Raw genomic sequence first — 24114 nt, 5'->3', positions numbered from 1 at the left:
GATATGTAACGAGACATACGAACGGCTTACTAGCTTAACGTGCACACCAGCCCCTGAGGAACCAGCACACACGAGCCGCCGCCCACATGTCCCTTCATCTAAATCACAATGTCAAAGAACACCCGACGCAAATACCCGGCACCCGTTCAAACCCCCTTCCGAGAGCGATACAAGCGCCTGGTTGTCGATGACCACTCCAGCAAGCCGTCCGGCCCGCCGCTGCGGTGACACCCATCTAGGCCCACCTCACAACCCCGTCAACACCATTTTGCAATTTTTTGACGGTTTTCTGAAATACACGCTCAGCGAGGCTGCAAGGGGCCTTGGCGGCCATATTGGCGGGCGACTCTCCTCCCCCTTGTCATGCCTCGCTTCGTGCCCGCGCCAATATGGCATGCGCCTGCTTCAGATGCGGCGCATCGATCATCTTGCCGTCAAGCTGCAATGTCCCCGCTCCTGGGTTTGCGGCAAAGGCCGCGACGATCGCCTCCGCCGCGGCGATCGCGGCTGCGTCCGGCGAAAAGGCGGCGTTGATCGTGCGCACCTGCGCAGGATGGATCGCCATCATGCCGGTAAAGCCGTCGCGGGCACCACGTGCCGCATAGGCTGCGAGGCCTTCGTCATCCTTGATCGACGGGAAGACGGTTTCGATCGCCGCGACCCCTGCGGCATGCGCGCCCATCAAGGCGAGCGTCCGCACCACCTCATAGGGCGCAGTGTACCGCCCGTCCGCCTCGCGCGCAGTGACGGCGTCGATCGCCGCAGGCAGATCCTCGGCGCCCCAGGTCAGCCCGGCCAGCCGATCGGCAACCGCCCGGTAACCGCCGAGGCCAAAGATCGCGAGCGGCGTCTCGGTCGCCACCGGCAGGATCGGCACCGCATGCACGCCCATCAGCGCGCTCAATCTCGCCACATCGTCCGCTCCTTCGGCTTTAGGGAGCATCACCCCGTTGGCACCACGCGCGGCGGATAGGTCGTCGGCCAGACCGTCGCTGCCGAGCGGATTGATGCGGACGAAGCGGAGGATGGGTGAAGGCTCCCGCAGGAACTGCGCCACCGCCTCGCGCGCGGCGGATTTGGCGGCGGGCGCGACCGAATCCTCCAGATCGAGGATCACCGCGTCCGCACCGCTCGCCACGGCCTTGGCGAAGCGTTCCGGGCGGTCGCCAGGCACGAACAGCAGGGATCTCAGCCGCATCATCGTCTCCATGCGCCGTCGTACCATCCGATGCGCGGAAGACAATCGCACCCGCTGCCGCTAACGGGCGCGGCATGGCCCCTCCCCCTTACGATGCGATCATACTCGGCGCCGGTGCCGCCGGCCTCATGTGCGCCGCCGTGGCCGGCCAGCGCGGCCGCCGCGTGCTGCTGGTCGACCATGCCGAGGCGCCGGGCAAGAAGATCCTGATCTCCGGCGGCGGGCGCTGCAACTTCACCAACATCCATACCGCACCCGATCGCTATCTGTCGGCCAATCCGCATTTCGCCAAATCGGCGCTCGGCCGCTACACCGCCGCCGACTTCCTGGCCCTGGTCGAGCGGCATCGCATCGCCTGGCATGAGAAGACGCTCGGCCAGTTGTTCTGCGACGGATCGGCACGTCAGATCGTCGCGATGCTGATGGACGAATGCACCGCGGGCCATGTGGACATCGCTTTATCCTCCCCCGTGGGGGAGATCGGCCACGACGGCACGCATTTCACCGTTGCGCTGCCGCGTCGCACCGTCGCGGCCGCGCGGTTGGTGATCGCCACCGGCGGGCCGTCGATCCCCAAGCTCGGCGCCACCGGCTTTGCTTACGACTGCGCGCGGCAGTTCGGACTGAAGGTGGTCGAGCCGCGACCGGCGCTGGTGCCGCTGACCCTGGGCGGCGACGAGGCCCTGTTCCGGACGCTGTCGGGCGTTGTGGCCGAGGTGACGGCAAGCGCCGGCAAGGCGCGTTTCCGCGAGGCGGCGCTGTTCACCCATCGCGGTCTGTCGGGACCGGCGATCCTGCAGGTATCAAGCTATTGGCGCCCGCGCGAGCCGATCGCGATCGACTTCATGCCGGATACCGCCGCCGGCTGGCTGCTCGACGCCAAGCGCGCGCAGCCGCGCACCACGTTGCGCCGGACGCTAGCGACCACCCTGCCCGACCGGCTTGCCGAGGCGCTGGCCGACCGGATCGGGCTCGGCGAGCTGGGTGCAACCGGCGACCGCAAGCTGGAAGACGCGGCACGGCAATTGTCCGCGTGGCGCTTCATGCCCAGCGGCACCGAAGGCTTCGCCAAGGCGGAGGTCACGGTCGGCGGCATCAGCACCGCGGATCTCTCGTCGCAGACGCTGGAGGCGCGGCGGGTTCCCGGCCTGCATGCGATCGGCGAGGCGGTGGATGTGACCGGCTGGCTCGGCGGGTATAATTTCCAATGGGCTTGGGCGAGCGGCTGGGCTGCGGCGCAGGCCGTGTAGCGCTGCCCTCGCGCCGGTCATGCCGATTTGCAGGCGGTGGCGGCCGGTGCCTATAAGTCGCCATGACCGTGCAGGGGAGCTGCCACTGCGGCAACGTCCGCGTCGAACTGCCGCATGCGCCGGCGTGGGTCGCGGCCTGCAACTGCTCGCTGTGCCGCAGGCTGGCGTGGCGGGTCGCTTACTACCCGCCGGACCAGGTTCGCATCATGGGCGAGACGAAGGCCTACATCTGGGGCGATCGGATGATCGGCATCCATCATTGCCCCGTCTGCGGCTGTGGCACCCACTGGCAATCGCTCGGCGAGGATTTCGGCAGGATGGGTGTCAACGCCCGCCTGCTCGACGGCTTTGACGAGGCGGATATCGAGGTCAGGGCTTGCGACAACGCGGGATGATCACCGGTCGATGACGCGGTCAACCCGAGGGGATTCCACAAGATAGCCGGGCGCGAGTTGCGCGGGGGGGCATTTGGGCGTAGGGGCAACGGCGCGGCCTCGCTCGGCCTCGGCTTCGCGGATCAGGCGGCGCAGGGTCTTCAGGGGTCACGGAAACGGCCATGATGCCGGGGCGCCCAGGCGCCTCCATCGCGCCCGTATTGCCGCCCGCGATTGGCCCGCGATGTTTCCATCGCGATAACATTGTCCCCGATGCGTTCCCGCCATGGCGCCAAGCCTTGGCTTCGGGGGCGCCGCTCCCATTTAGGTTTTCGATGCCCTTTTCCTCCCTTCCCCCGCTTCTTGCAGAAGCGCTCGTCGCCCGTGGCTATGAAGCGCCCACCGCCGTCCAGGCGGCGGTGATCGAGCCCGATACCGCCGGCCGCGACCTGATCGTGTCCGCACAGACCGGCTCGGGCAAGACCGTCGCCTTCGGCCTCGCCATGGCCGGCGAACTGCTCGCCGACGGCACGCTGCCGCCGCCGGGTCTGCCGCTCGCGCTCATCATCGCGCCGACGCGCGAACTCGCCTTGCAGGTCAGCCGCGAACTGATGTGGCTGTACAAGGAGGCGCATGCCCGCATCGCTACCTGCGTCGGCGGCATGGATGCCAGCAAGGAGCGCCGATCGCTCAGCCATGGCGCGCATATCGTCGTCGGCACCCCCGGCCGTCTGCGCGACCATCTGGAGCGCGGCGCGCTCGACCTGTCAGCCTTGCGCGTCGCGGTGCTCGACGAAGCGGACGAGATGCTCGACATGGGCTTCCGCGAGGATCTGGAGCAGATCCTCGATGCCTCGCCCGCCGAGCGGCGCACGCTGATGTTCTCGGCGACGATGCCCAAGCCGATCGTCGCGCTCGCCAAGCGGTACCAGAACGATGCGCTGCGCATTTCGACCGTCGGCGAAGCGCGCGGCCATGGCGACATCGCCTATCAGGCCGTCACCGTCGCACCGGCCGATATCGAGCATGCCGTCATCAACCTGCTGCGCTTCCACGAAGCGGAGACGGCGATCCTGTTCTGCGCGACGCGCGACAATGTCCGCCACCTGCACGCCAGCCTGGTGGAGCGCGGCTTCGCCGCCGTGGCGCTGTCGGGCGAGCACAGCCAGAACGAGCGCAACCAGGCATTGCAGGCGCTGCGCGATCGTCGTGCGCGCGTGTGCGTCGCGACCGACGTCGCCGCGCGCGGCATCGACCTGCCCTCGCTCAGCCTCGTCGTCCATGTCGAGCTGCCCCGCGATGCGGAGACGCTGCAGCACCGGTCGGGTCGTACGGGTCGCGCCGGCAAGAAGGGCACGGCGGTGCTGATCGTCCCCTACCCGCGCCGCCGCCGCGTCGACATGATGCTGCGCCAGGCGAAGATCGCGGTGGATTGGATCCCGGCGCCGAGCGCCGACGATATCAGGAAGCAGGATCGCGAGCGTCTGATCGCCACCCTGCTCGCGCCGATCGAATTCGACGAGGAGGATCGCGAGCTCGCCACGCGGCTGATGGCGGAAAAGTCGCCGGAGGATATCGCCGCGGCGCTGGTCCATGCCCATCGCGCCGCCATGCCGCAGGCGGAAGACCTGCTCGATTCGGCCGCGCCGCAGCAGAGCGACCGCACGCAGGGGCACCGTCCAGGCTTCGAGGATACCGTCTGGTTCCGCATGGATATCGGCCGCCGCCAGAACGCCGATCCGCGCTGGCTGCTGCCGCTGATCTGCCGCCGCGGCCATATCACCAAGGCGGAGATCGGCGCGATCCGGATCAACCCCAACGATACGCTGTTCGAGGTGCCGCGCACCGTCGCCGACCGCGTGCTGGCGAGCGTGCGCCGCACTGCCAACCCGGAAAGCGACGAGGGCAGCCTGCAGATCACGCCCTTCGCCGGCAATCCGCGCGAGGGCCAAGGCGGCGGTGACCGCGCGCCGCGCGCGGGAGGCGGGCGGCCTCGCTCGGGCAGCGGCGCACCGGCACGGCACCAGGCCAAGCCCTATCGCAAGGGGCCGCGCGGGTGAGCGATGAACGCGTCCGCATCCTCGTCGATGCGGACGCCTGTCCGGTAAAAGACGAAATCTACAAGGTCGCCTGGCGCCGCGAGGTGCCGGTGACCATCGTCAGCAACAGCCACTTTCGCGTGCCCCAGCATCCGCTGGTCAGCCGCATGGTGGTGAGCGACGGCTTCGACGCCGCCGATGACTGGATCGCCGAGGCGGCGGATGGCCGCGCGATCGTGGTGACCGCCGACATTCTTCTCGCCGACCGCTGCCTGAAGGCCGGAGCGAGCGTGATCGCGCCCACGGGCAAGCCGTTCACCACCGCGTCGATCGGCGGCGCCATCGCCACCCGGGCGATCATGGCGGACCTGCGCGCCGGTGGCGATCAGCTGGGCGGCCCCAAGCCCTTCGCGGCGGCGGACCGCAGCCGCTTCCTCCAGGCACTGGACGCTGCGCTGGCGAAGCTGCAACGCTGATCCGACTGTCAGCTCCGATCGTCGGAGCCGACACCCCCTTATCGGATATCCAGCATCACCACCGACTTGGGCGGCAACGTGACGTTGAGCGTGCCCGCCGAAAGCGTCGCACCGGTGAACGCCACCGGCTTCACCGCGTCGGGCGCGTCGAAGCTGTTGTGCGCGTCCATCGCCGCGGCGGTGAGGATGCGGCCGGTGACGCCCCCGCCGGTGACGCCGTCCAGCGTGACGCTGACGGTGGCGGGCTGGTTCGGATCGACGTTGGTGAGGCCCATGTGGACGGCGCCGTCCACACCCCGCACCGCGCTGGCGCTCACCGCCTTCATCACCCATTGGTTGCGATGGTACCAGCGCGAGCTGACCTCGACCGGCAGCACGACGCCGTCCTGATAGTCCTTGTAGAGGTCGAACACCCAATAGGTCGGCGTCTTCACCATCTTCGCGCCGTCGGTCAGCATCATCGCCTGCAGCACGTTGACCATCTGCGCGATGTTCGCGCCGCGCAGCCGATCGGTGTGCTTGGCGAAGATATCGAAGTTCAGGCTGGTGACGATCGCGTCGCGCAGCGAGTTCTGCTGGTAGAGGAAGCCGGGATTGGTGCCGGGCTCGACATCGTACCAGGTGCCCCATTCGTCGACCAGCAGTGCCACCCGCTTGTCGCGATCGTATGTGTCCATGATCTGCGCATGCTTGCTGATGATCTCGTCCATCTTCAGCGTCTTGGACAAGGTCACCGCCCAGGCGTCCTCGTCGAAGCCGGTCGCGGCGCCCTTCTTCCCCCAGGTGCCGGGCACCGTGTAGTAATGCACGCCGATGCCGTCGAAGTGACGCCCCGCATCGCGCATCATCACCTCGGTCCAGTGGGTGTCGTCCGAATTGGCGCCGCTGGCGATCTTCATCAGGCGCTGGCCCTGCGGCACCTTGACGAACGTGCCGTAGCGGCGGGTGAGATCGGCGGCATATTCGGGCCGCATGTTGCCGCCACAGCCCCACAATTCGTTGCCGAGGCCGAACATGGTGAGCTTCCACGGCTCCTTGCGCCCGTTCGCCGCGCGCTCGCGCGCCAGGCTGGAGCCGGTCGGCGAGGTCATATATTCGACCCATTCCGCCATTTCGGCAGGCGTGCCGTTGCCGACGTTGCCGGAGACATAGGGCTCGGCACCGACGAGTTCGGAAAAGTTCATGAATTCGTGCGTGCCGACGGCATTGTCCTCGGTCACGCCGCCCCAGTTGGTGTTGATCTTCACCGGTCGCTTGCCGCGCGGGCCGATCCCCTCGCGCCAGTGATATTCGTCGGCGAAGCAGCCGCCCGGCCAGCGGATCACCGGCACGCGAATCGCCTTCAGCGCGTCCACCACGTCGCGGCGGTAGCCCTGCACGTTGGGGATCTTGCTGCCCGTGCCGACCCAGATGCCGCCATAGATGCCGGTGCCGAGATGCTCGGCGAACTGGCCGAACAGGCGCTTGTCGAACTTGGGGGCGGGCCGGTCGCCATGCACGACGACGGTTGCAGGCGCGTCGGCGGCAGGTGCCTGCTGCGCGACGGCGGGAGCGGCAAGCATCGTGCCTGCCATCATCAGCGCCACCGCGCCCAACATCCTCCGCATGCCCCGTCTCCCTCGACCCTATCTCAATGGTTTGTCGGACAATATCCGCCGTCACGGAATGCGCAAGCCGGCATCGCGGAACCAACCCGAACGTCGACCGATTATCGCGATCATTACCGAAACGGAGTTTCCGCCATGATCCGACCCCTTCTGCTCGGTGCCGCCCTGATCGCCGCCGCGCCGGTCCTTGCCCAGACGCAGACTGCCAGCCCCGCCGATCAGGCGAGCACGCCCCTGCCCTATGATCCCGGCCGCGACAGCAACACCCCGCGCAGCAACGCGATCGCTGCCGAGACGGCGCCCGGCGTCGCCGCTGCGAACGCCGAAACGCTGGCGCAGGCGCGTTTGCAGGATGGCGCGGCCAATGCCGTGAATGCCGCCAACGATGCGCGTTACGCCGCCGACGTCCGCCGCTATCGCGCCGCCATGCGTCACCGGCGGCAGGTCATCGCCACCGACGCCGCGGTGCAGAACGATCGCGAGCGTGCCTATGCGATGGCGATGGCCGATTGGCGCGCGCAGGTCGCCGCCTGCAAGCGCGGCCGGACCCGCGCGTGCAAGATGCCGAGCCCGGATCCGCAGAACTATATGTGACACGACGGCCGGGCCGCCTCATCGCGGCCCGGCAACCGCCCTTTACCCCTCGTCGCCCATGCGCAGTGCGGCGATAAAGGCTTCCTGCGGGATGCTGACGCTGCCGTACTCCCGCATCCGCGCCTTGCCCTTCTTCTGCTTGTCGAGCAGCTTGCGCTTGCGGGTGGCGTCGCCACCGTAGCATTTCGCGGTCACGTCCTTGCGCATCGCGCTGATCGTCTCGCGCGCAATCACCTTGCCGCCGATTGCCGCCTGGATCGGGATCTTGAACATGTGGCGCGGGATCAGTTCCTTCAGCCGCTCGACCATGCCGCGCCCGCGGACCTCGGCGGTGCCGCGGTGGACGATCATCGACAGTGCGTCGACCGGCTCCTCGTTGACGAGGATGCTCATCTTGACGAGGTCCCCCTCGCGATAGCCGATCTGGTGATAGTCGAAGCTGGCATAGCCCTTCGACAGCGACTTCAGCCGATCGTAGAAGTCGAACACCACCTCGTTCAGTGGCAATTCGTAGGTCGCCTGCGCGCGCCCTGAAACATAGGTCAGGTTCTTCTGGATACCGCGCCGGTCCTGGCACAGCTTCAGGATGGAACCGAGATATTCGTCGGGGACGTAGATCGTCGCCTCGATCCACGGTTCGCTGATGCTCTCGATCTTGTTGGGATCGGGCATGTCGGCGGGATTGTGCAGGTCGATCTGCCCGCCGCCGTGCGTCAGCTCGATCTGATAGACCACCGACGGCGCGGTCGTGATGAGGTCAAGGTCGTATTCGCGGGTCAGCCGCTCCTGGATGATCTCGAGGTGCAGCAGCCCCAGGAATCCACAACGGAAGCCGAAGCCCAGCGCCGCGCTCGTCTCCATCTCGAAGCTGAACGAAGCGTCGTTGAGGCGGAGCTTGCTGATCGATTCGCGCAGCTTCTCGAAGTCGTTGGCATCGATCGGGAACAGGCCGCAGAACACCACCGGCTGCACTTCCTTGAACCCCGGCAGCGCCTCGGCGGCAGGCTTCTTCGCATCGGTCAGCGTGTCGCCGACGCGCGCCTGCGCCACATCCTTGATCTGTGCGGTGATGAAGCCGATCTCGCCCGGCCCCAGTTCGGCCAGCTGCTCGATCTTCGGCCGGAAACAGCCGACGCGATCGACCAGGTGTGTGGTGCCCGCCTGCATGAAGGCGACCTGCTGCCCCTTCTTGAGCACGCCCTCCATCACGCGCACGAGGATGACGACGCCGAGATACGGGTCGTACCACGAATCGACCAGCATCGCCTTCAGCGGCGCGGCCGCATCGCCCTTGGGCGCCGGGATCTTGGTGACGATCGCTTCCAGGATATCGTCGATGCCGATCCCTGACTTGGCGCTCGCCAGCACCGCCTCGGAGGCGTCGAGGCCGATCACGTCCTCGATCTCCTTGCGCACCTTTTCCGGTTCGGCGGCGGGCAGGTCGATCTTGTTGATGACCGGCACGATCTCGTGGTCGTGCTCGATCGACTGGTAGACGTTGGCGAGCGTCTGCGCCTCGACGCCCTGCGCCGCGTCGACGACCAGCAGCGCGCCCTCGCACGCCGCAAGGCTCCGCGACACCTCATAGGCGAAGTCGACGTGGCCCGGCGTGTCCATCAGGTTGAGCGTGTAGGTGACGCCATCCTTGGCCGGATAGGACAAGCGCACCGTCTGCGCCTTGATGGTGATGCCGCGTTCCTTCTCGATATCCATGTTGTCGAGCACCTGGCTCGACATTTCGCGGTCGGTCAGGCCGCCGGTGCGCTGGATCAGCCGGTCGGCGAGCGTCGACTTGCCATGGTCGATATGGGCGATGATCGAGAAGTTACGGATCTGCGAAAGCGGGGTCATGGCCGCGCCCCTAGCAGGGTGTGGGCGGCTTGCGCTAGGGCGTGCTAATCGCGGGTCAGCGCCTCGATCGCGCGCAGCGTGTTGATGTAGCGCGCCCCGCCCTCCCCCGTCACGAGTGCCCAGCGGACGCCGCGCTCCTCCAGGATCGCACGACTGAGATCGAAGAACCGCCGCCGCTCGGCCACGCTGCCGAACACGCGCGATCCATCCTCCACCCACGGCAGGTCGATATCGTAAAGCAGGTAGATGTCGGCCGTGTTGGTCCAGGTCGCGAACCAGGGATCGCGGCGGCCGAACATCATATCCGCCCATACCGCGGTCATCAGCGGATCGGTGTCGAGGATGACGGGGAAATGCCGCTCGCCGAGCGCATGCCGGGTCTTGGCGTCATGCCCCTTCCCGATCTCCACCAAGTCCGCCATCGTCAGGTCGGTGCCAAAGGCCTCGCAATAGGCACGGCCGAACTCGGCGACGAGCGGCACGCCGCCGAAATGCTGGGCGAGCCGCGGTGCCAGGGTCGACTTGCCGGTGCTCTCCGGCCCATGCAGGCAGATCGAACGCGGCGTCATGCCAGCGCCACCCGCAATTGACGCCCCTCGGCACGGCGCCAGTCGATCAGGCCCCAAATCGCCAGCCCCAGCAGCACGGCATAGAGCGCCGCGGTGAACCACAGTCCCTTGGCCAGATAGAGCGGCACGCTCGCCACATCCACGGCGATCCACACCCACCAGCTCTCGATCGCGCGCCGCGCCTGCATCACCTGCGCGGCGACGGAGGCGATGGCGATTCCGGCGTCCCACCACGGATAGGAAGCATCGGTGTAGCGGTGCATCAGCATCCCCCACAACAGGCAGGCGGCGGTGCCGGCAAGGAGCCATCCCGCGCGGGTTCCCGCATCCAGCCGCTCGACGACCACCTCGCCCGTCTGCGCGTGGCTTCGTGTCCAATTCACCCAGCCATACAGGTTGGCGGCGAAGAAGAAGCTTTGCAACAATGCGTCGCTGTACAGCCGCGCCTCCGCGAACACCCAGCCGTAGATGGCGACGGCGACCAGCGCGACCGGATAGTTCCAGACGCTGCGCCCGGCGACGAGCGCGACGTTGACGACGACCAGCGCGGCGGCGAGAGCTTCGGGCGTATTCACGGGCGCCTGCCTAGGGCGTGCGACAAGGATTTCGCAAGCCCCTCGAATCCGGTGTTGCATCCCTGAAAAGCGGTGGCTATAGGCGCGCCTCCAAGCACGGTCGGCCCCGCCAAACGGGACCGGACGTACTCCGTCGGGGAGTAGCTCAGCCTGGTAGAGCACTGTCTTCGGGAGGCAGGGGCCGGAGGTTCGAATCCTCTCTTCCCGACCACATTCGCCGCGGTTCCCGCCGTGGCACCAAGCGCCCGTAGCTCAGCTGGATAGAGCATCAGACTACGAATCTGAGGGTCGGACGTTCGAATCGTTCCGGGCGCGCCATTTTCCACTCACAGCAGACGGAGCCGATGGCTTTGGTCGACAAGAGCTGGGGCGTCGCCCCTGCGGCAGGGTTCCGCGTCAGGAGCAATGCGAGCGCCGACGATCGCGCCGCCGAGCGCGCCCGTGCGCGCGACGCCCGTGCGGCGGAACGTGTCGCCGCGATGGAGCAGCGTCTTCAGCAGCGCGAGGCGAACCGCGAGGGCGAAACGCAGGCGCGCGAACAGGAACGACTCGCTAGGCGCGAGGCGGAACAGGTGGTGGCGTCGGGCGATCCGCATGCGGCCGCCGCGCAGCGCCGCCGCGGTTCGGGGCGCAAGGACGTCGTGCGCGAACAGCGTGACACCCGCGGCTATACGACGATCGTGGATATCGAGCGGATGCGCGTGCTGGCGAAGCGCGGCGCCTCCGTCGCCGGACTGGCCGGCGCCTTCGGCATCAGCGAGGCGGAGGTGGAACAGGCGCTGGCTGGCGAGGCCGACGCGGAAAGCTGAGCTGGTCGAGGGCTGCTCTCCACGAGCCTTACGCCCGAGGTACAGCGCGCCCCGACAGGCTCACGACAAAACGGCAGTTGGCAAGCAGGCCTGCGCGAGGCGCTTTACGCCGCCCGCGCAAGGCTCCGCACCGCGGCGCGGTCGTTGGCCACCGGCCGTGCGGGCGCTGCCACGACGGCGCGGAGAGCCTCCGCTTGCTGACGGCGGTAGGAGAACAGAAGAGCGATCAGGCTAAACATGGAAATGGCTCCTGGGGAAGGATTGCTGCGATGCAGCATTGCCGTCCATATGTTGCCCAAGCTTAAATGCGGCAATTGCAATGATCCCCGGCACAGATGCGCCGGACGCAATCGTCAACCCGCCGCCGCGACCCACTCGGTCAGGCTATAAGCATCGGTCGGGCGGGTTTCCGCCGCCATGCTGTTCTTCATGATCTCGACCGCCCAGCGCGTGCGCTCCTCATGGTTACCTGCAATCGCGTCCGAAGGCACCCACAGCTCATATTGGCGCATATGCGCATCCGCCGCGGTGAACAGCACGCAGATATCGGCCGCAACCCCCGTCAGTACCAGGCGGCTGACGCCGAGTTGCGGCAGCAGCACCGGCAGGTTGGTCGCATAGAAGCCGGAGAATTGCGGCTTGATGATGAAGAAGTCGTCGCGACGCGGGCGCAGCGCGCGGGTCAGGTTGCGGCCCGGCGCGTCCTTGGCGAGCGTATCCTCGATCAACCGGTCACGTTCGGAATGCCATTGGCCATTGTTGTCGTTGACGTAGATCACCGGCACGCCGGCGGCATCCGCCGCATCACGCAGGGCCAGGATGGGACCGACCGTCGCCTCGGCGGCCGCCTTCAACCGCTCGCCGCCCTCGAAATCGAGGGCATTGACCATGTCGATGATGACCAGGGCGGTCTTCCCAGGCGCGGTCTCGGATTGTGCCGTCATCCGAGCATTTTAGCGCAACCGGGGCCGGGGCGCCTTGATCTGCGTCGCGATCGGAACGAAACGGGGACATGGCCGACGACGAGCCTTCCGTCCAGCACCCTCCCGTTCAGCGAAAGGTGATCCATGTCGACATGGACGCCTTCTACGCCTCGGTCGAGCAGCGCGACGATCCGGCGCTGCGCGGGCGGCCGGTGGCGGTCGGCGGATCGCGTGCTCGCGGCGTGGTGGCGGCGGCGAGCTACGAGGCGCGGGCCTTCGGCGTACGCAGCGCGATGCCCTCGGTCACCGCGATCCGCCGCTGCCCCGACCTCGTCTTCGTCCGCCCGCGTTTCGACGTCTACAGCGGCATCTCGCGACAGATCCGCGCGATCTTCGCCGATTACACTGACGCGATCGAGCCCTTGTCGCTCGACGAAGCCTATCTGGACGTCACCGAGGACCGGCACGGGCTGGGCTCGGCCAAGGCTATCGCCGAACAGATCCGCGCCCGCATCCGCGCCGAAACCGGCCTCACCGCATCGGCAGGGGTGAGCTACAACAAGTTCATCGCCAAGCTCGCCTCCGACCAGAACAAGCCCGATGGCCTGTGCGTCATTCCGCCGCACAAGGGCGCGGCGTTCGTCGCGTCGCTGCCGGTGAAGCGCTTCCACGGCGTCGGGCCGGTGACCGCGGCGAAGATGGAGCGGCTCGGCATCCTGACCGGGGCGGACCTGCGCGACCGCCCCCTCGCCTTCCTTCAGGCGCATTTCGGCTCCTATGCCGATTATCTCTTCCGCGCCGCGCGCGGCGAGGACCATCGGCCCGTCCGCTCGCATCGCCAGTCCAAGTCGGTCGGCGCCGAGCGGACGTTCGAGACGAACCTTTCCGCCCGCGACGCGCTGCATGCCGCGCTCGCGCGGGTTGCCGAGGCGGCCTGGGTGCGGATCGACCGGTCGGGAACGCGCGGGCGGACGGTCACGCTGAAGCTGCGCCACTCGGATTTCCGCACGATCACCCGCGCCCGCTCCTTCCCCCTCGCCATCACCGATCAGGCCGCCTTCCTCGCCATCGGCATCGAACTGCTGGATGCGCAACTGCCGGTGGCCGACGGCGTGCGCCTGCTCGGGCTGACGCTGTCGGGCATCATCGGCGAGAACGGCGACGACGGCCCGGACGAGGCGCAGCCCAGCCTTCCGCTCTGATCCCGCCCTCTCGACGGATTCACCATCTTGGTTTACGCCCGGTTCATCGGACGGGTGGGGGAATGACGGTCGAGCCTTGGTTCATCGCGGCGATGACGCTGAGCCTGGCCGGCTATGGCCTCTACCTCGCCGGCCTGCGCCGTCACCTGGTGGAGCCGAGCCGGGCGTCCTGGCTGATCTGGGCGGTCGCCACGGGGGTGGAGGCGGCGACCTATCTCGCGGTCAATCCGGGCGAGGTGCAGGGGCTGGTCTTCGCCGCCTCCGCCATCGCCTGCATTCTGGTGACGCTGGCGATGTGGCGCCGCTCGCGCTGGACCCGTCCCTCGTCCACCGAGACGATGTGCATGGGTGCAAGCCTGGCCGCAATCGTGCTGTGGCTGCCGCTCAAGGAGACGTTCTGGGCGCATATGCTGGTGGTGGCCGCCGTGCCGCTCGGCTTCTGGCCGACCTGGCTGAGCGTGTGGGAGGATCGCGCACGCGAACGCTCGCCGGCCTGGGGGCTGTGGACGTTGGGCGATCTTGCCACGCTGATCGTCGCCACCCGCAGTCCGGGTTCGGGGGTCGGCGAATATGCCTATGTGCTGGTCGAACTGCTCTGCCACGCCAGTGTCTGGTTCATGGTCGGGCTCGGCACGCTCAACCCGCTGCGTTCGTTCGGGCGGCGCCAGGGGGGCCTGCGCGTCCTCGATGCCTATCTGCCGGCGAACCCGTTCGCGATCGGCGAAACGCACCTCGGCAAGGCGGTGTTCGCCGCGCAGAGGTTTGCGGCGGGGCAGCGGATCGTGCGCTTTTCCGGCCGCACCGTGCCGGCCTCACGTCTGCCGCGCGGCCTCAGCGGCGCGGCGGACCGCTTCCTGCAGATCGCGCGCGACCGCTACATGGGGCCATCGGGCCGGATCGACGATCTCATCAACCACAGCTGCACGCCCAACGCCGGCCTGCGCTTCACTGCGGACGGCGTGTTCCTCACCGCACTCCGGCCGATCCCGCCAGGCGAGGAAATCGCCTGGGACTATTCGACCACCCTCGCCGATCCGGACTGGTCGATGCAGTGCGGCTGCGGCAGCCCGCAATGCCGCGGCGTGGTCCGCGCCTTCGCGCTGCTGCCGGCGGAGACGCAGGATCGCTACCGCGCGCTGGGCATCGTCGCCCCCTATCTCGACGAGCCGGCCGCGGTACGGGCGGCCTAAAAGGTGCGGTTCACGCGGAGGCGCGGAGGTTTCCTACCCGGCGCGTAGCGCCCGCTCAGCCAATGTCCCGCGGTCTGGCGACAGCCGCTGACGCGGCGGACCTCTTCTTATCTCCGCGCCTCCGCGCCTCCGCGTGAACCATCATTGCACCTCGCCCCGTTTTCCGCTAACGGCCCGCGCTTCCCACTCCTCACGGAGCGTGGATGCTTGCGGGAGGGCGTGTCGCCCGATCGGACCGCTAAACTTGAAACGAGAGTGACATGGCAAAGAAGATCACAGGTTACATCAACCTGCAGGTTCCTGCAGGCGACGCCAAGCCCGCCCCGCCGATCGGCCCGGCGCTGGGTCAGCGCGGCGTGAACATCATGGAATTCTGCAAGGCGTTCAACGCGCAGACGACCGACATGGACAAGGGCACGCCGCTGCCCACCAAGATCACCGTCTATGCCGACCGTTCGTTCTCGTTCGAGATCAAGACGCCGCCGGCCTCGTTCCTCATCAAGAAGGCGGCGAACCTCAAGTCGGGCTCCAAGGAGCCGGGCAAGGTCTCCGCGGGCAAGATCGCGCGCTCGAAGCTCGCCGAGATCGCCCAGACCAAGATGAAGGATCTGAACGCCAACGACATCGAGGCTGCGACCAAGATCATCGAAGGCTCCGCCCGCGCGATGGGCCTCGAAGTGGTGGAGGGCTAAGATCATGGCGAAGCTCAGCAAGAAGCAGAAGGCCAACGCCATCGACCCGACGACGCTGCACGGCGTCGACCAGGCGATCGCCCTCGCCAAGCAGAACGCCACCGCCAAGTTCGACGAGACTATCGAGGTCGCGCTGAACCTGGGCGTCGATCCGCGCCACGCCGACCAGATGGTCCGCGGCGTCGTGACGCTGCCCGCCGGCACCGGCAAGACCGTCCGCGTCGGCGTTTTCGCCCGCGGCGCCAAGGCTGACGAAGCGCGCGCCGCCGGCGCCGACGTCGTCGGTGCGGAAGACCTGATGGAGACGATCCAGGGCGGCACGATCGATTTCGACCGCTGCATCGCGACCCCGGACATGATGGGCGTCGTCGGTCGCCTCGGCAAGGTGCTCGGCCCTAAGGGCCTGATGCCGAACCCGAAGCTCGGCACCGTCACCATGAACGTCGCCGAAGCGGTGAAGGCCGCCAAGGGCGGTCAGGTCGAGTATCGCGTCGAAAAGGCCGGCATCATCCACTCCGGCATCGGCAAGGCCTCGTTCAGCCAGGAAGACCTGCGCCGCAACTTCGACGCGCTGGTCGATGCGGTGGTCAAGGCGAAGCCGTCGGGCGCCAAGGGCAAGTACGTCCGCAAGGTCGCGCTGAGCTCGACCATGGGTCCGGGCATCCGCGTCGACACCGCCGAGGTCGCGGGCGCCTAATCCTTTCGCACCAGCGAAACACGAAGAGGGCCGGGAGCGATCCCGGCCCTTTTTGCGTGTGCCGTGCCCGCGCAGCCGCGCTTACCCGTCCGGGAAATCCGCACCCAGCGCCTGCTCCCGCCGCCCCTCGATCTCCGCCAGCCGTTCGCGCAGCTTGGCCGTGACCGCATCAAAGCCGAACCTGCCCAGCACCAGATGCCGCGGCGGATTGGGTTCCTCGGTCGCCGCGATGATCGCCTCGCCCGCGCGCACCGGATCGCCGGGCTGTTCGCCGCTATAGCCCTTGGTCGTGTCCATCCGCTTGCCGGCGGTCTCGGCGTAGTCGACGATCGTGACCGGTGTCTGCTGGAGCGAGCGGCCCGCCCAGTCGGTGCGGAACGGCCCCGGCTCGACGCAGGTCACCGCGATGCCGAGCGGCCCGACCTCCGTGGCGAGCGCGTCCGACCAGCCCTCGACCGCATGTTTGGACGCGGCATAATAGCCCGATCCCGGAAAGCCGATCAGCCCGGCGACCGAGGTGAAGTTGACGATGTGGCCGCTGCGCCGGGTCCGCATCCCCGGCAGCACCGCACGGGTGAGCGCGAACAGGCCGAACACGTTGGTGTCGAACTGGGCACGGATCGCCTCTTCGCGCCCCTCTTCGACGCTCGCCTGATAGCCGTAGCCGGCATTGTTCACGAGCACGTCGATCCGTCCGAAGCGATTCTCCGCCGCCGCCACCGCCTGTGCGATCTCCTGCGGTTCGGTGACGTCGAGCGCGACGGCCAGCGCCCGATCCTCGCAACCCGCGACGAGGTCGGCGACACGGTCCGCGTCGCGTGCGGTGACCACCGCGCGCCAGCCGCGATCGAGCACCAGCCGGGCCAGATCGCGGCCGAAGCCGGTGGAACAGCCGGTGATGAACCACACCGGAGCATCGGGAAGCGCCATGATGACGGGCCTTTCCTGAGGAACACTGAAGGAAAGGCGGCAATGCCGCGCGATCCCCGATGTTCCACTACGGCCGGTTCGTTGGGGGTTCCTGGCCGGCGCTGCCGTCGAGATGCGCGCCGATCGCGGCGAACGGGCGCGACAGGATGCCGCCGACCTGCTGGGCGACGATCACCGATGCCGCACCGATGGCGAGCACCAATACGACAAACTGGAAGCCGGAGGCGAAACGGCGGCTGCGCGCCTCGCGATCGGCGATCGGCAGCGCCCGACGCTGTGCGGTGCGGCGGTCGCCGGTATCGACGGTGCCGGGCTTGTGCGCCGGCGGCTTGGCGGAGACGATCCCGTCCATGTCGATCGCATCTTGCGTCCGCACGCCGAAATAGCCGCCGCTCTGCCATACGACGCGGCCGACGATGATATGGTGGACGCGGCGGATTTCGATCACCGTTCCCGGCCGGCAATCGGTATCGGCGGCGGCGAGCAGCCCGCGCGACGACATGTTGTGGATGGTCACGTCGCCCCAGGCATCGCCCGAGCGCATGCGCGCGCGGACCAGGACCTTGCGGCGAGCCTCGCGCTTCTTCACGCGTGCGCCGATCGCGACGGGCGAACACCGCTGGATGCGGCCGGGGGAAAAAGCTCGATCATTTCGGACCTTCTTGCGGCCCACTGGTTAAAAGGCGGTAATCGGACGCGGTATTTCGGGGCAAAAAGGGGCGCCGGCCGACGACCGGCGCCCCCTTTTTCCGCGTTACAGGCCGATGATGCCGCCGTCCGTGCGGGTGATGACGATCGTCGCCGAACGGGGACGCCCTGATCCGCTACCCGTCGCCTGGCTCTGTGGCCAGTTGCTGGTGATGTTGGCCGGTCCGCCGCCCTCGCCGGGATGCTGGACGTTGACGAACAGCGATCGGCCGTCCGGCGTCGAATCGATGCCGGTGATCTCGCACTGTTTGGGACCGACCAGGAAGCGCTTCAGCGTCGCCCCCGGCGCTTTGCCGATCCGCGTCGCCTGCGTGCCGGTGGCGCCGTTCAGGCTGTTGGTGATCGTGCGCGTGCCCCCGTCGCCGACGCGGCCGGGGATGGCGGCGAGCAGCATGCAGTTGGTGACATCGGTATAGGCGCCATCGTCCGTCTCGATCCACATCAGCGGCGTCCCCTGCCCCGACACGTTGCTCGGCCGCGCGAACCACAGGCCGTCGGGCGAGGAGAAGTCGTTGGTGGCATCCAGTCCCGACAGGTTGATGTTGGTGGGATCGAGGTCCGCACCGGCGCCGAAGGCGTAGATGTCCCAGGTGAAGGTCAGCGCCTCGCTGCTGTCGCCGGCTTCCCTCAGGCGGATGACATGGCCGTTGGGATTGCCGCTCGAGGCGCCGCCGGTCGTCTTGGGGTCGCTATAGGCGCGCGGATTGGCGGCGTCGGTCGTGGCGACCGTGCGCGAGGAATTGTTGGTCAGCGTCAGGTACATCTCGCCGTTGACCGGGTTGACCGCGGTCCATTCGGGCCGGTCCATCCGGGTCGCGCCGAGCGCGTCGCCGGCCAGCCGCGCATGGGTCAGCACGTCGGCCTGGTCGGCGAAGGCATAGGCCGCATTGCCGACGGTCAGCGGCCCCTGCCCGAACACCAGCGGCAGCCATTGGCCGCTGCCATCGGCATTGAGTTTCGCAACGTAAAGCGTTCCGTTATCGAGATATTTGTCGCCGATCGCCAGTCGGTCGGTCGCGGTCGCATCGGCCGCGGCCCAGGGCGTCGCGGCGACGAACTTGTAGAGATATTCGTTCTGCGCATCGTCGCCCATATAGAAGGCGGGGCGGACGCCAGGGATCGTCCGGCCGACGACGCAGCCTTCATGGTTCATCCGGCCGAGCGCGGTGCGCTTGCGCGGCGTGGACGCGGGGTTGAACGGGTCGATCTCGACGATCCAGCCATATTGATTGGGCTCGTTGCGGAAATCCTCCGTGCCGTTCGCCGCGCGGGCGGGATCGATCGTCGCGTTGAACTTGGCGACGCGCGTCGGGTCGCCGGAGGGTGGCGCATCCGAGAAGGTCCAGCGGTAGTTGCCGGTGCGTTCGCCGAGGCCGTAGCGGGTGAAGGCGGTGACGGATTTGGCACCGACGGCAGCGGCACGGCGCGTGTTGTCGCCGGCATCGCGGCGGAAATAGCCCGCCCAATTCTCCTCCGCGGTCAGATAGGTGTTCCACGGCATCGTGCCGTTGGCGCAATTGTTGATCGTGCCGCGCCCCGCCCGGCCGGTCGGCGCATAAGCGGTGAACAGCAGCGCGCTGCCTGCGACCGGACCCGAGAAGGCCGTCGGGGTGAACGGCGTGATGCGGCGGTTGAGGCTGCTGCTGCTGTTATAGCTCCAGCCTGTCGCGCCACGCGCGATCTCGATTACGCTGACGCCGTGGCATTCCATTTCCTTCAGCACCTCCGCCACCGGCCGCACGCCCGAAGACAGGTTGGTCGGACCATTGGGGTGCAGGTAGCTTTCGGTGATGTTCTCATGATTGAGGACGAGCAGCCCGCGGCCGCTGTTGCTCGCGTCGGGCGTATTGCCGGTCGCGGCGAGGCCGAAATAGCTCATGCCGTCGTGGTGATCGCCGGCGCGTGCGGCGAAGGACGTGTCGGTGCCGTCGTTGGCATAGGCGCCGACGCTGCCGTTGATCGGATCGCCCAACCGGTAGAGCACCGTCACCTGGTAGCCGGCGGGCACGGCGACGACATCGGCGAGGCTCTTGGGCACGGCGGCGAAGTCGAGCACCGCCGGCGATACGGTCACGGTCGTGTCGGCGACCGACTTGATGCCGTCCCCCGACGTGCTGGAGAATTGGAAGCCGAGCGGCGTGGCGCTCGTCACCGCCGGCGCGGTGAAGCTGGCGGTGGACGTCGCCGCATTCGCCAGCGTCACGATCGGGCCGCTGGTCTGCGTCCAGCCGGTGCTGCTCGCATTGCCGCTGGTCACGGTGCCCGACAGCGTCACGGTCTTGCCCGCCGTGGTCGCCACGGCACCGCCCGCGGCCACCGTGGCGGCGCGGCGGTCGTCGTCCTTGTCGCAGGCGGTCAGCATCGCGCTGCCGAACACCGCCGCGGTCATCGCCGACAGGCCGCCGCGCAGGGTCTGGCGACGCGAATAGCGGATCGCGATCAGGTCATCGAGGTGCGGATTGGCGCTGGTGTTGGTGTCGATGTCGCCATCGTCATAGCCGATCGTCGGCTGGCTCAGCATCGTCATGATATTCCCCCGCATTGGCGGCACTTCGCCGCGTCGCAGGCGCTTTGGCGGCGAAAAGCGGCACCGGAGTTGCGCCGGCGTGACGGCAGGATGAAGCCGGCGTGACGGATCGAAGACAGTCGAGCCCCGCCGGCCCGTGAATGGCCGGGTGCCGATTGACTCCCGCCCATTTGCCGCTAATAGCCCGCGCTTGCCGGCGGGTTCGCTCGTCCGGCATCCGTCCAAGACAGCAGGTGCCCCGGATTTGCCGCGGCTTAATGTCCTGCCGAGACGGGGACAGGAATCCCGCAGGATCCGCTCGCGATGCGTCGCGCGCCGGTCTGCTACACCTTCACGGGTGCCTTCCCCATCGATGGACAACCCCGGCCGGGGTTTTCCCCTGCCGGTTTGTAACCGGGAGGGCCGCTTGCGGCGCTCTCAAAACGTGGAGAATGGCATGGATCGTGCTCAAAAGGCCGCGGCCGTTGCCGAGTTGAATCGCACCTTTTCCGAGGTCGGCGTGGTGGTCGTCACCCGCAACAACGGAATGACGGTGGCGCAGTCCACGCGACTGCGCAACCTGATGCGGGACGCCGGCGCGACCTACAAGGTCTCGAAGAACAAGCTTGCCAAGATCGCACTCGATGGCACCGACTACGGTTCGCTGGGCGACATGCTCACCGGTCCGGTCGGCCTTGCCTCCTCGATCGATCCGGTCGCCGCAGCCAAGGTTGCGGTCGATTTCGCGAAGACGAACGACAAGTTCGAAATCGTCGGCGGATCGATGGGCGCGACCGCTCTCGACGTAGCCGGTGTGCAGGCGCTCGCCACCATGCCGTCGCTGGACGAACTGCGTGCGAAGATCGTGGGCCTCATCGTTGCTCCGGCAACGAAGCTCGCGACGATCACCCAGGCTCCCGCGGCGCAGATCGCGCGCGTGCTGTCGGCCTATGCCGAGAAGGAAGCCGCCTGATCTTCAGGCGCTTGGTTAAGCGAATTTTGAACGACACTCCGGGGCAAGCGCCCCGAACTATGAAGGAAGTATCATGGCAGACCTGAACGCGCTGGTTGACCAGCTGAGCGAACTGACCGTCCTCGAGGCCGCCGAGCTCTCGAAGCTGCTCGAAGAGAAGTGGGGCGTTTCGGCCGCCGCTGCCGTTGCCGCCGCTCCCGCCGCTGGCGGTGGCGCCGCTGCTCCGGCCGCCGAAGAGAAGACCGAGTTCGACGTGATCCTCACCGGCGACGGTGGCAAGAAGATCAACGTCATCAAGGAAGTCCGCGCGATCACCGGCCTGGGCCTGACCGAAGCGAAGGCTCTCGTCGAGGGCGCGCCGAAGCCGGTCAAGGAAGGCGTGAACAAGGACGAGGCCGAGAAGGTCAAGAAGCAGCTTGAAGAAGCCGGCGCGACCGTCGAGCTGAAGTAAGCCGCAGCGGAAGGAGCGGGCAGCACGCTGCTCGCTCCTCCGCCGAGCTTCGGCCCCGGCTTTCGTCGGGGCAGGCAAAAAAGGGGCGGCGTCCTTCGCGGACGTCGCCCCTTTTTCGCGTCAGGCCGCCTCCGCCGCCGATCGGCGGTTCATCATCACCGCCGCCCGCTGCGTCGCCAACCGCGTGTCGCCCGCCAGCTTCTTGACCTCCGCCGCCACCACCGCAAAGCCACGCCCCGCCTGGCCGGCGCGCGCCGCCTCGATCGTCGCGTTCAGCGCCAGGAGGTTGGTCTGCGCCGCGATCTCGCCGATCGCCGCGACGATACCGACGAGCTGGTCCATCGTATCCTGCAACTCGGCCGACTGGCTGGCGAGCGCCTGCTGGAAGCGTTCGCCCTCGGCCAGCCGCGCGACCAGTTCCTGCTCCAGCAGCACCTGGCGGGTCACGTCGCTGGCGATCTTGACGATCTTGCAGGGCCGCCCATCCGGGTCGAGCACCGGGTTATAGGCGGCCTGCACCCAGAATGCGACGCCGTTGCGCCCGACGCGGCGGTACACCCCGGTATCGAACTCGCCCGACCCCAGCTTGCGCCAGAAGGCGGCATAGTCGCGTGATGCCGCATGCGCCGGCTCGCAGAACATGCGGTGGTGACGCCCGACGATCTCGTCCTCGCGATAACCCGTCAAACGCAGGAAATTGGCGTTGGCGCTGAGGATGGTGCCGTCGAGCGCGAATTCGACCACCGCCTGGCTGCGCTCGACCGCCGTGATCCGCGCGGCGCGCTCGGCATCCGAGCGGCGGGTCGCGCTGACGTCGGAGGCGACCTTGACGATGCCGGACACCGAACCGTCCTCGGCCAGCACCGGATTATACGTCGCCTGCAGGCGCACCTCGCGCCCGTCCTTGGTAAGGCGCTTGAACTCGCCCGCGGCGAAACGGCCATCGCGCAGTGATTGCCAGAAGGCGGCATAGCTGGGGGCGGCGATGTCCTGCGCCGTGCAGAAGAGCCGGTGATGGCGGCCGCGCAGTTCGTCGAGCGAATAGCCGAGCAGGTCGCAGAACAGGTCGTTGGCCCAGACGACATGGCCGTCGGGATCGAATTCGACGACGGCGGCGGAGCGGCAGACCGCCTGCCACACCGCTTCGCCTTGTCCGTGCCGATCCATGTCCGTTCCCTTCGATTTAGCCAAAACGGACTTAATCGCGCGACGGTAAACGAAGGATTGACGATGGCGGCTACGCGCGGCCTTTATCGTACGATCGCAGCACCATAGGGCCGCACGCCGAGCCCGTCGTACATGCGGGCGGGCTGATCGAGCCAGAATGGCGCCAGCTTGGCGCTGTCGACACGCTCTATGCCGACCGCAAAGGCGTTGGCGCTCTGCCCCTCCATGCCACCGGCGTCGTAGAGCGCGTTGACGATGACGACGGGCACGATCAGCGCGCGTCCGCCTGCCTCCAGCGGCTGCATGTCGGCGCGCGGCAAGGCCACCACCAGGCGCACCTTGCGCTCCTCACCCGGCGCGAGCGCGAACGGCGGCGTCGCCGGCCGCCCGATCGGCTGGGCGAAGAGCGAGGCGACCTCGCCCCCCTGCCCCGGTGTCGCGCCGGTCAGCATCGCGCCGATGCGGATCGCCTGCGCAGGCACCGTGCCGTGATTGCGGACGGTCAGCTCCGCCTCCACCGTCGCGCTGAGCAGATTCAGCCCGGCACGACGTGGCGCCAGCAACAATGCGAGCGTCGCACGCTCGGCAGGCACGGGTGCCGGGTCGAGCATCGCCGGCGCCTTGCGGTTTTCTCGGACAGGCGGCGGCGCGGGTGGCGCAGGCGGAGCGCGATCGGCGGCCTCGGCCGGCGTCTGTTCCGTGATCGCCAGTGGCCGCTGGCGGAGACGGTGCCACAGCGCTGCGGCGATGCCGGCCGCGACCAGCGCCCCCACGATCACCCATAGACTCGGGAACCCTCCTTCATCAGCCGCCACCGGTGGCGTGCTGTCGGCCGATGACGAGGGCGTCGGCGTGTCCACGGGTTCCGGCACCGCTTCGGCAGTCGGTACTGCCGCAGGCGTGACGACCGCAGCCGGGCTGGGCGCAGGCGACGGTGATGGCGTTGCCAGAGGCGTCGGCACCGCCGTCGGCGTGGCCCGGGGCGCAGGTGTCGCCCGCGGTGTCGGTGTCGCCCGCGGCGTGGGTGTGGCCACCGGCGCAGGCGTCGCTTCCGCTGTAGGGACGGGCGTCGGCGTCGGGGGACGCGAGGACGGCAGGCTGAACGTCTCGAGCCCCGGCAAGGTCTGCGGTGTCGGCGAAGGCGCAGGCTCGGCGGGGGGCGTGGCCGGGGCTCCGGCGGGAGGCGTCGTCTGCGCCGCGGCCGGCCGCATCCCAACAGGCAGCACGACGCCGGCAAGCAGAAGGGCGATCGCGCCGCTCCGCGCGCGCCGCTGGATAGTCATAGCGTTCGATCTCACCGAAAACCCCCTGCGCGCCTCTGGATGAACCGTGC

General features: G+C 68.0%; 24 protein-coding genes, 2 tRNA genes and 1 pseudogene. 15 read left to right on the top strand and 12 right to left on the bottom strand.

Annotated elements, in window-relative coordinates:
* Positions 1 to 361 precede the first annotated feature (361 nt).
* Positions 362 to 1198 carry an HpcH/HpaI aldolase/citrate lyase family protein gene (locus tag AC4GY7_RS07440; RefSeq protein ID WP_491112793.1) on the bottom strand — a complete coding sequence of 279 codons (837 nt, stop codon included), beginning with the start codon at positions 1196 to 1198 and terminating at the stop codon, positions 362 to 364.
* A gap of 74 nt (positions 1199 to 1272) precedes the next feature.
* Between AC4GY7_RS07440 and AC4GY7_RS07435 the strand changes: the two genes are divergently transcribed.
* From AC4GY7_RS07435 to AC4GY7_RS07420, 4 genes are all read left to right on the top strand, one after another.
* Positions 1273 to 2448, top strand: a complete 1176-nt coding sequence (locus AC4GY7_RS07435; protein ID WP_491112792.1) for a BaiN/RdsA family NAD(P)/FAD-dependent oxidoreductase — start codon at positions 1273 to 1275, stop codon at positions 2446 to 2448.
* 62 nt (positions 2449 to 2510) lie between these two features.
* A complete protein-coding gene (locus AC4GY7_RS07430) occupies positions 2511 to 2843 on the top strand; it encodes a GFA family protein (RefSeq protein WP_491112791.1) in 333 nt (110 codons plus the stop codon).
* A gap of 314 nt (positions 2844 to 3157) precedes the next feature.
* On the top strand, positions 3158 to 4882 hold the full coding sequence (locus tag AC4GY7_RS07425) for a DEAD/DEAH box helicase (RefSeq protein WP_491112790.1): 1725 nt from the start codon (positions 3158 to 3160) through the stop codon (positions 4880 to 4882).
* Complete coding sequence (locus AC4GY7_RS07420) at positions 4879 to 5337, top strand: YaiI/YqxD family protein (RefSeq protein ID WP_491112789.1); 459 nt, start codon at positions 4879 to 4881, stop codon at positions 5335 to 5337. Before AC4GY7_RS07425 ends, AC4GY7_RS07420 begins: the two co-directional genes overlap by 4 nt.
* 38 nt (positions 5338 to 5375) lie before the next feature.
* On the opposite strand, the gene AC4GY7_RS07415 is transcribed toward AC4GY7_RS07420, so the two are convergent.
* Entirely contained in the window at positions 5376 to 6935 is a 1560-nt protein-coding gene (locus tag AC4GY7_RS07415; protein ID WP_491112823.1) for an alpha-N-arabinofuranosidase, read from the bottom strand.
* Positions 6936 to 7079: 144 nt separating this feature from the next.
* Here AC4GY7_RS07415 and AC4GY7_RS07410 point away from each other — a divergent pair, with 144 nt between their 5' ends.
* Complete coding sequence (locus tag AC4GY7_RS07410; RefSeq protein ID WP_443584907.1) at positions 7080 to 7538, top strand: hypothetical protein; 459 nt, start codon at positions 7080 to 7082, stop codon at positions 7536 to 7538.
* Positions 7539 to 7580: 42 nt separating this feature from the next.
* Here AC4GY7_RS07410 and lepA read toward each other — a convergent pair whose 3' ends face one another.
* The 3 genes from lepA to pnuC are packed head-to-tail and all read right to left on the bottom strand — an operon-like array spanning position 7581 to position 10533.
* Complete coding sequence (gene lepA, locus AC4GY7_RS07405) at positions 7581 to 9389, bottom strand: translation elongation factor 4 (protein ID WP_491112788.1); 1809 nt, start codon at positions 9387 to 9389, stop codon at positions 7581 to 7583.
* Between the two features lie 44 nt (positions 9390 to 9433).
* The gene (locus AC4GY7_RS07400; protein ID WP_491112787.1) at positions 9434 to 9958 is read right to left on the bottom strand and encodes an AAA family ATPase; all 525 of its coding nucleotides are present in this window, start codon (positions 9956 to 9958) and stop codon (positions 9434 to 9436) included.
* Positions 9955 to 10533 carry a nicotinamide riboside transporter PnuC gene (pnuC, locus tag AC4GY7_RS07395; RefSeq protein ID WP_491112786.1) on the bottom strand — a complete coding sequence of 193 codons (579 nt, stop codon included), beginning with the start codon at positions 10531 to 10533 and terminating at the stop codon, positions 9955 to 9957. Before pnuC ends, AC4GY7_RS07400 begins: the two co-directional genes overlap by 4 nt.
* Positions 10534 to 10667: 134 nt before the next feature.
* Between pnuC and AC4GY7_RS07390 the strand changes: the two genes are divergently transcribed.
* From AC4GY7_RS07390 to AC4GY7_RS07380, 3 genes are all read left to right on the top strand, one after another.
* Positions 10668 to 10744: transfer RNA gene (locus AC4GY7_RS07390), tRNA-Pro, on the top strand.
* A 30-nt stretch (positions 10745 to 10774) separates the two neighbouring features.
* Positions 10775 to 10851 (top strand) — tRNA-Arg (locus AC4GY7_RS07385).
* Between the two features lie 26 nt (positions 10852 to 10877).
* Positions 10878 to 11342 (top strand): hypothetical protein, encoded by a 465-nt coding sequence (locus AC4GY7_RS07380; RefSeq protein ID WP_491112785.1) that lies wholly within the window; start codon positions 10878 to 10880, stop codon positions 11340 to 11342.
* A 353-nt stretch (positions 11343 to 11695) separates the two neighbouring features.
* Here the strand turns inward: AC4GY7_RS07380 and AC4GY7_RS07375 are convergent, their stop codons facing one another.
* Complete coding sequence (locus tag AC4GY7_RS07375) at positions 11696 to 12286, bottom strand: cysteine hydrolase family protein (RefSeq protein WP_491112784.1); 591 nt, start codon at positions 12284 to 12286, stop codon at positions 11696 to 11698.
* Between the two features lie 68 nt (positions 12287 to 12354).
* Between AC4GY7_RS07375 and dinB the strand changes: the two genes are divergently transcribed.
* From dinB to rplA, 4 genes are all read left to right on the top strand, one after another.
* Entirely contained in the window at positions 12355 to 13467 is a 1113-nt protein-coding gene (gene dinB, locus AC4GY7_RS07370; RefSeq protein ID WP_491112783.1) for a DNA polymerase IV, read from the top strand.
* A 62-nt stretch (positions 13468 to 13529) separates the two neighbouring features.
* Positions 13530 to 14657, top strand: coding sequence for an SET domain-containing protein (locus AC4GY7_RS07365; protein ID WP_491112782.1), 1128 nt, complete (start codon positions 13530 to 13532; stop codon positions 14655 to 14657).
* 260 nt (positions 14658 to 14917) lie between these two features.
* The gene (gene rplK, locus AC4GY7_RS07360; protein WP_443584898.1) at positions 14918 to 15349 is read left to right on the top strand and encodes a 50S ribosomal protein L11; all 432 of its coding nucleotides are present in this window, start codon (positions 14918 to 14920) and stop codon (positions 15347 to 15349) included.
* A gap of 4 nt (positions 15350 to 15353) precedes the next feature.
* Entirely contained in the window at positions 15354 to 16046 is a 693-nt protein-coding gene (gene rplA, locus AC4GY7_RS07355; protein ID WP_443584897.1) for a 50S ribosomal protein L1, read from the top strand.
* 81 nt (positions 16047 to 16127) lie between these two features.
* Here rplA and AC4GY7_RS07350 read toward each other — a convergent pair whose 3' ends face one another.
* From AC4GY7_RS07350 to AC4GY7_RS07340, 3 genes are all read right to left on the bottom strand, one after another.
* Positions 16128 to 16976 carry an oxidoreductase gene (locus AC4GY7_RS07350; RefSeq protein ID WP_491112781.1) on the bottom strand — a complete coding sequence of 283 codons (849 nt, stop codon included), beginning with the start codon at positions 16974 to 16976 and terminating at the stop codon, positions 16128 to 16130.
* Between the two features lie 67 nt (positions 16977 to 17043).
* Positions 17044 to 17565, bottom strand: a complete 522-nt coding sequence (locus tag AC4GY7_RS07345) for a PilZ domain-containing protein (RefSeq protein WP_443584895.1) — start codon at positions 17563 to 17565, stop codon at positions 17044 to 17046.
* Positions 17566 to 17730: 165 nt separating this feature from the next.
* Entirely contained in the window at positions 17731 to 20205 is a 2475-nt protein-coding gene (locus AC4GY7_RS07340) for a PhoX family protein (protein WP_491112822.1), read from the bottom strand.
* Positions 20206 to 20647: 442 nt separating this feature from the next.
* Here AC4GY7_RS07340 and rplJ point away from each other — a divergent pair, with 442 nt between their 5' ends.
* Both rplJ and rplL read left to right on the top strand, forming a co-directional pair.
* Complete coding sequence (gene rplJ / locus AC4GY7_RS07335) at positions 20648 to 21163, top strand: 50S ribosomal protein L10 (protein ID WP_443584930.1); 516 nt, start codon at positions 20648 to 20650, stop codon at positions 21161 to 21163.
* Between the two features lie 73 nt (positions 21164 to 21236).
* Positions 21237 to 21614, top strand: coding sequence for a 50S ribosomal protein L7/L12 (rplL, locus tag AC4GY7_RS07330; RefSeq protein WP_443584894.1), 378 nt, complete (start codon positions 21237 to 21239; stop codon positions 21612 to 21614).
* Positions 21615 to 21734: 120 nt separating this feature from the next.
* On the opposite strand, the gene AC4GY7_RS07325 is transcribed toward rplL, so the two are convergent.
* From AC4GY7_RS07325 to AC4GY7_RS07315, 3 genes and pseudogenes are all read right to left on the bottom strand, one after another.
* The gene (locus AC4GY7_RS07325; RefSeq protein WP_491112821.1) at positions 21735 to 22385 is read right to left on the bottom strand and encodes a PAS domain-containing protein; all 651 of its coding nucleotides are present in this window, start codon (positions 22383 to 22385) and stop codon (positions 21735 to 21737) included.
* A 33-nt stretch (positions 22386 to 22418) separates the two neighbouring features.
* Positions 22419 to 22781 (bottom strand): annotated as a pseudogene (locus tag AC4GY7_RS07320) (PAS domain-containing protein); the annotation flags it as partial.
* 83 nt (positions 22782 to 22864) lie between these two features.
* Positions 22865 to 23554, bottom strand: coding sequence for a hypothetical protein (locus tag AC4GY7_RS07315; protein ID WP_491112780.1), 690 nt, complete (start codon positions 23552 to 23554; stop codon positions 22865 to 22867).
* A gap of 49 nt (positions 23555 to 23603) precedes the next feature.
* On the opposite strand from AC4GY7_RS07315, the gene AC4GY7_RS07310 reads away from it, so the two are divergent.
* Positions 23604 to 24107 (top strand): hypothetical protein, encoded by a 504-nt coding sequence (locus AC4GY7_RS07310; RefSeq protein WP_491112779.1) that lies wholly within the window; start codon positions 23604 to 23606, stop codon positions 24105 to 24107.
* Positions 24108 to 24114: the final 7 nt, after the last annotated feature.

The sequence above is a fragment of the Sphingomonas sp. SP5 genome (assembly GCF_058313455.1).
The sequence above is the reverse complement of the archived record's forward strand: the minus strand, read 5'-3'. Positions and strand labels throughout refer to the sequence as shown.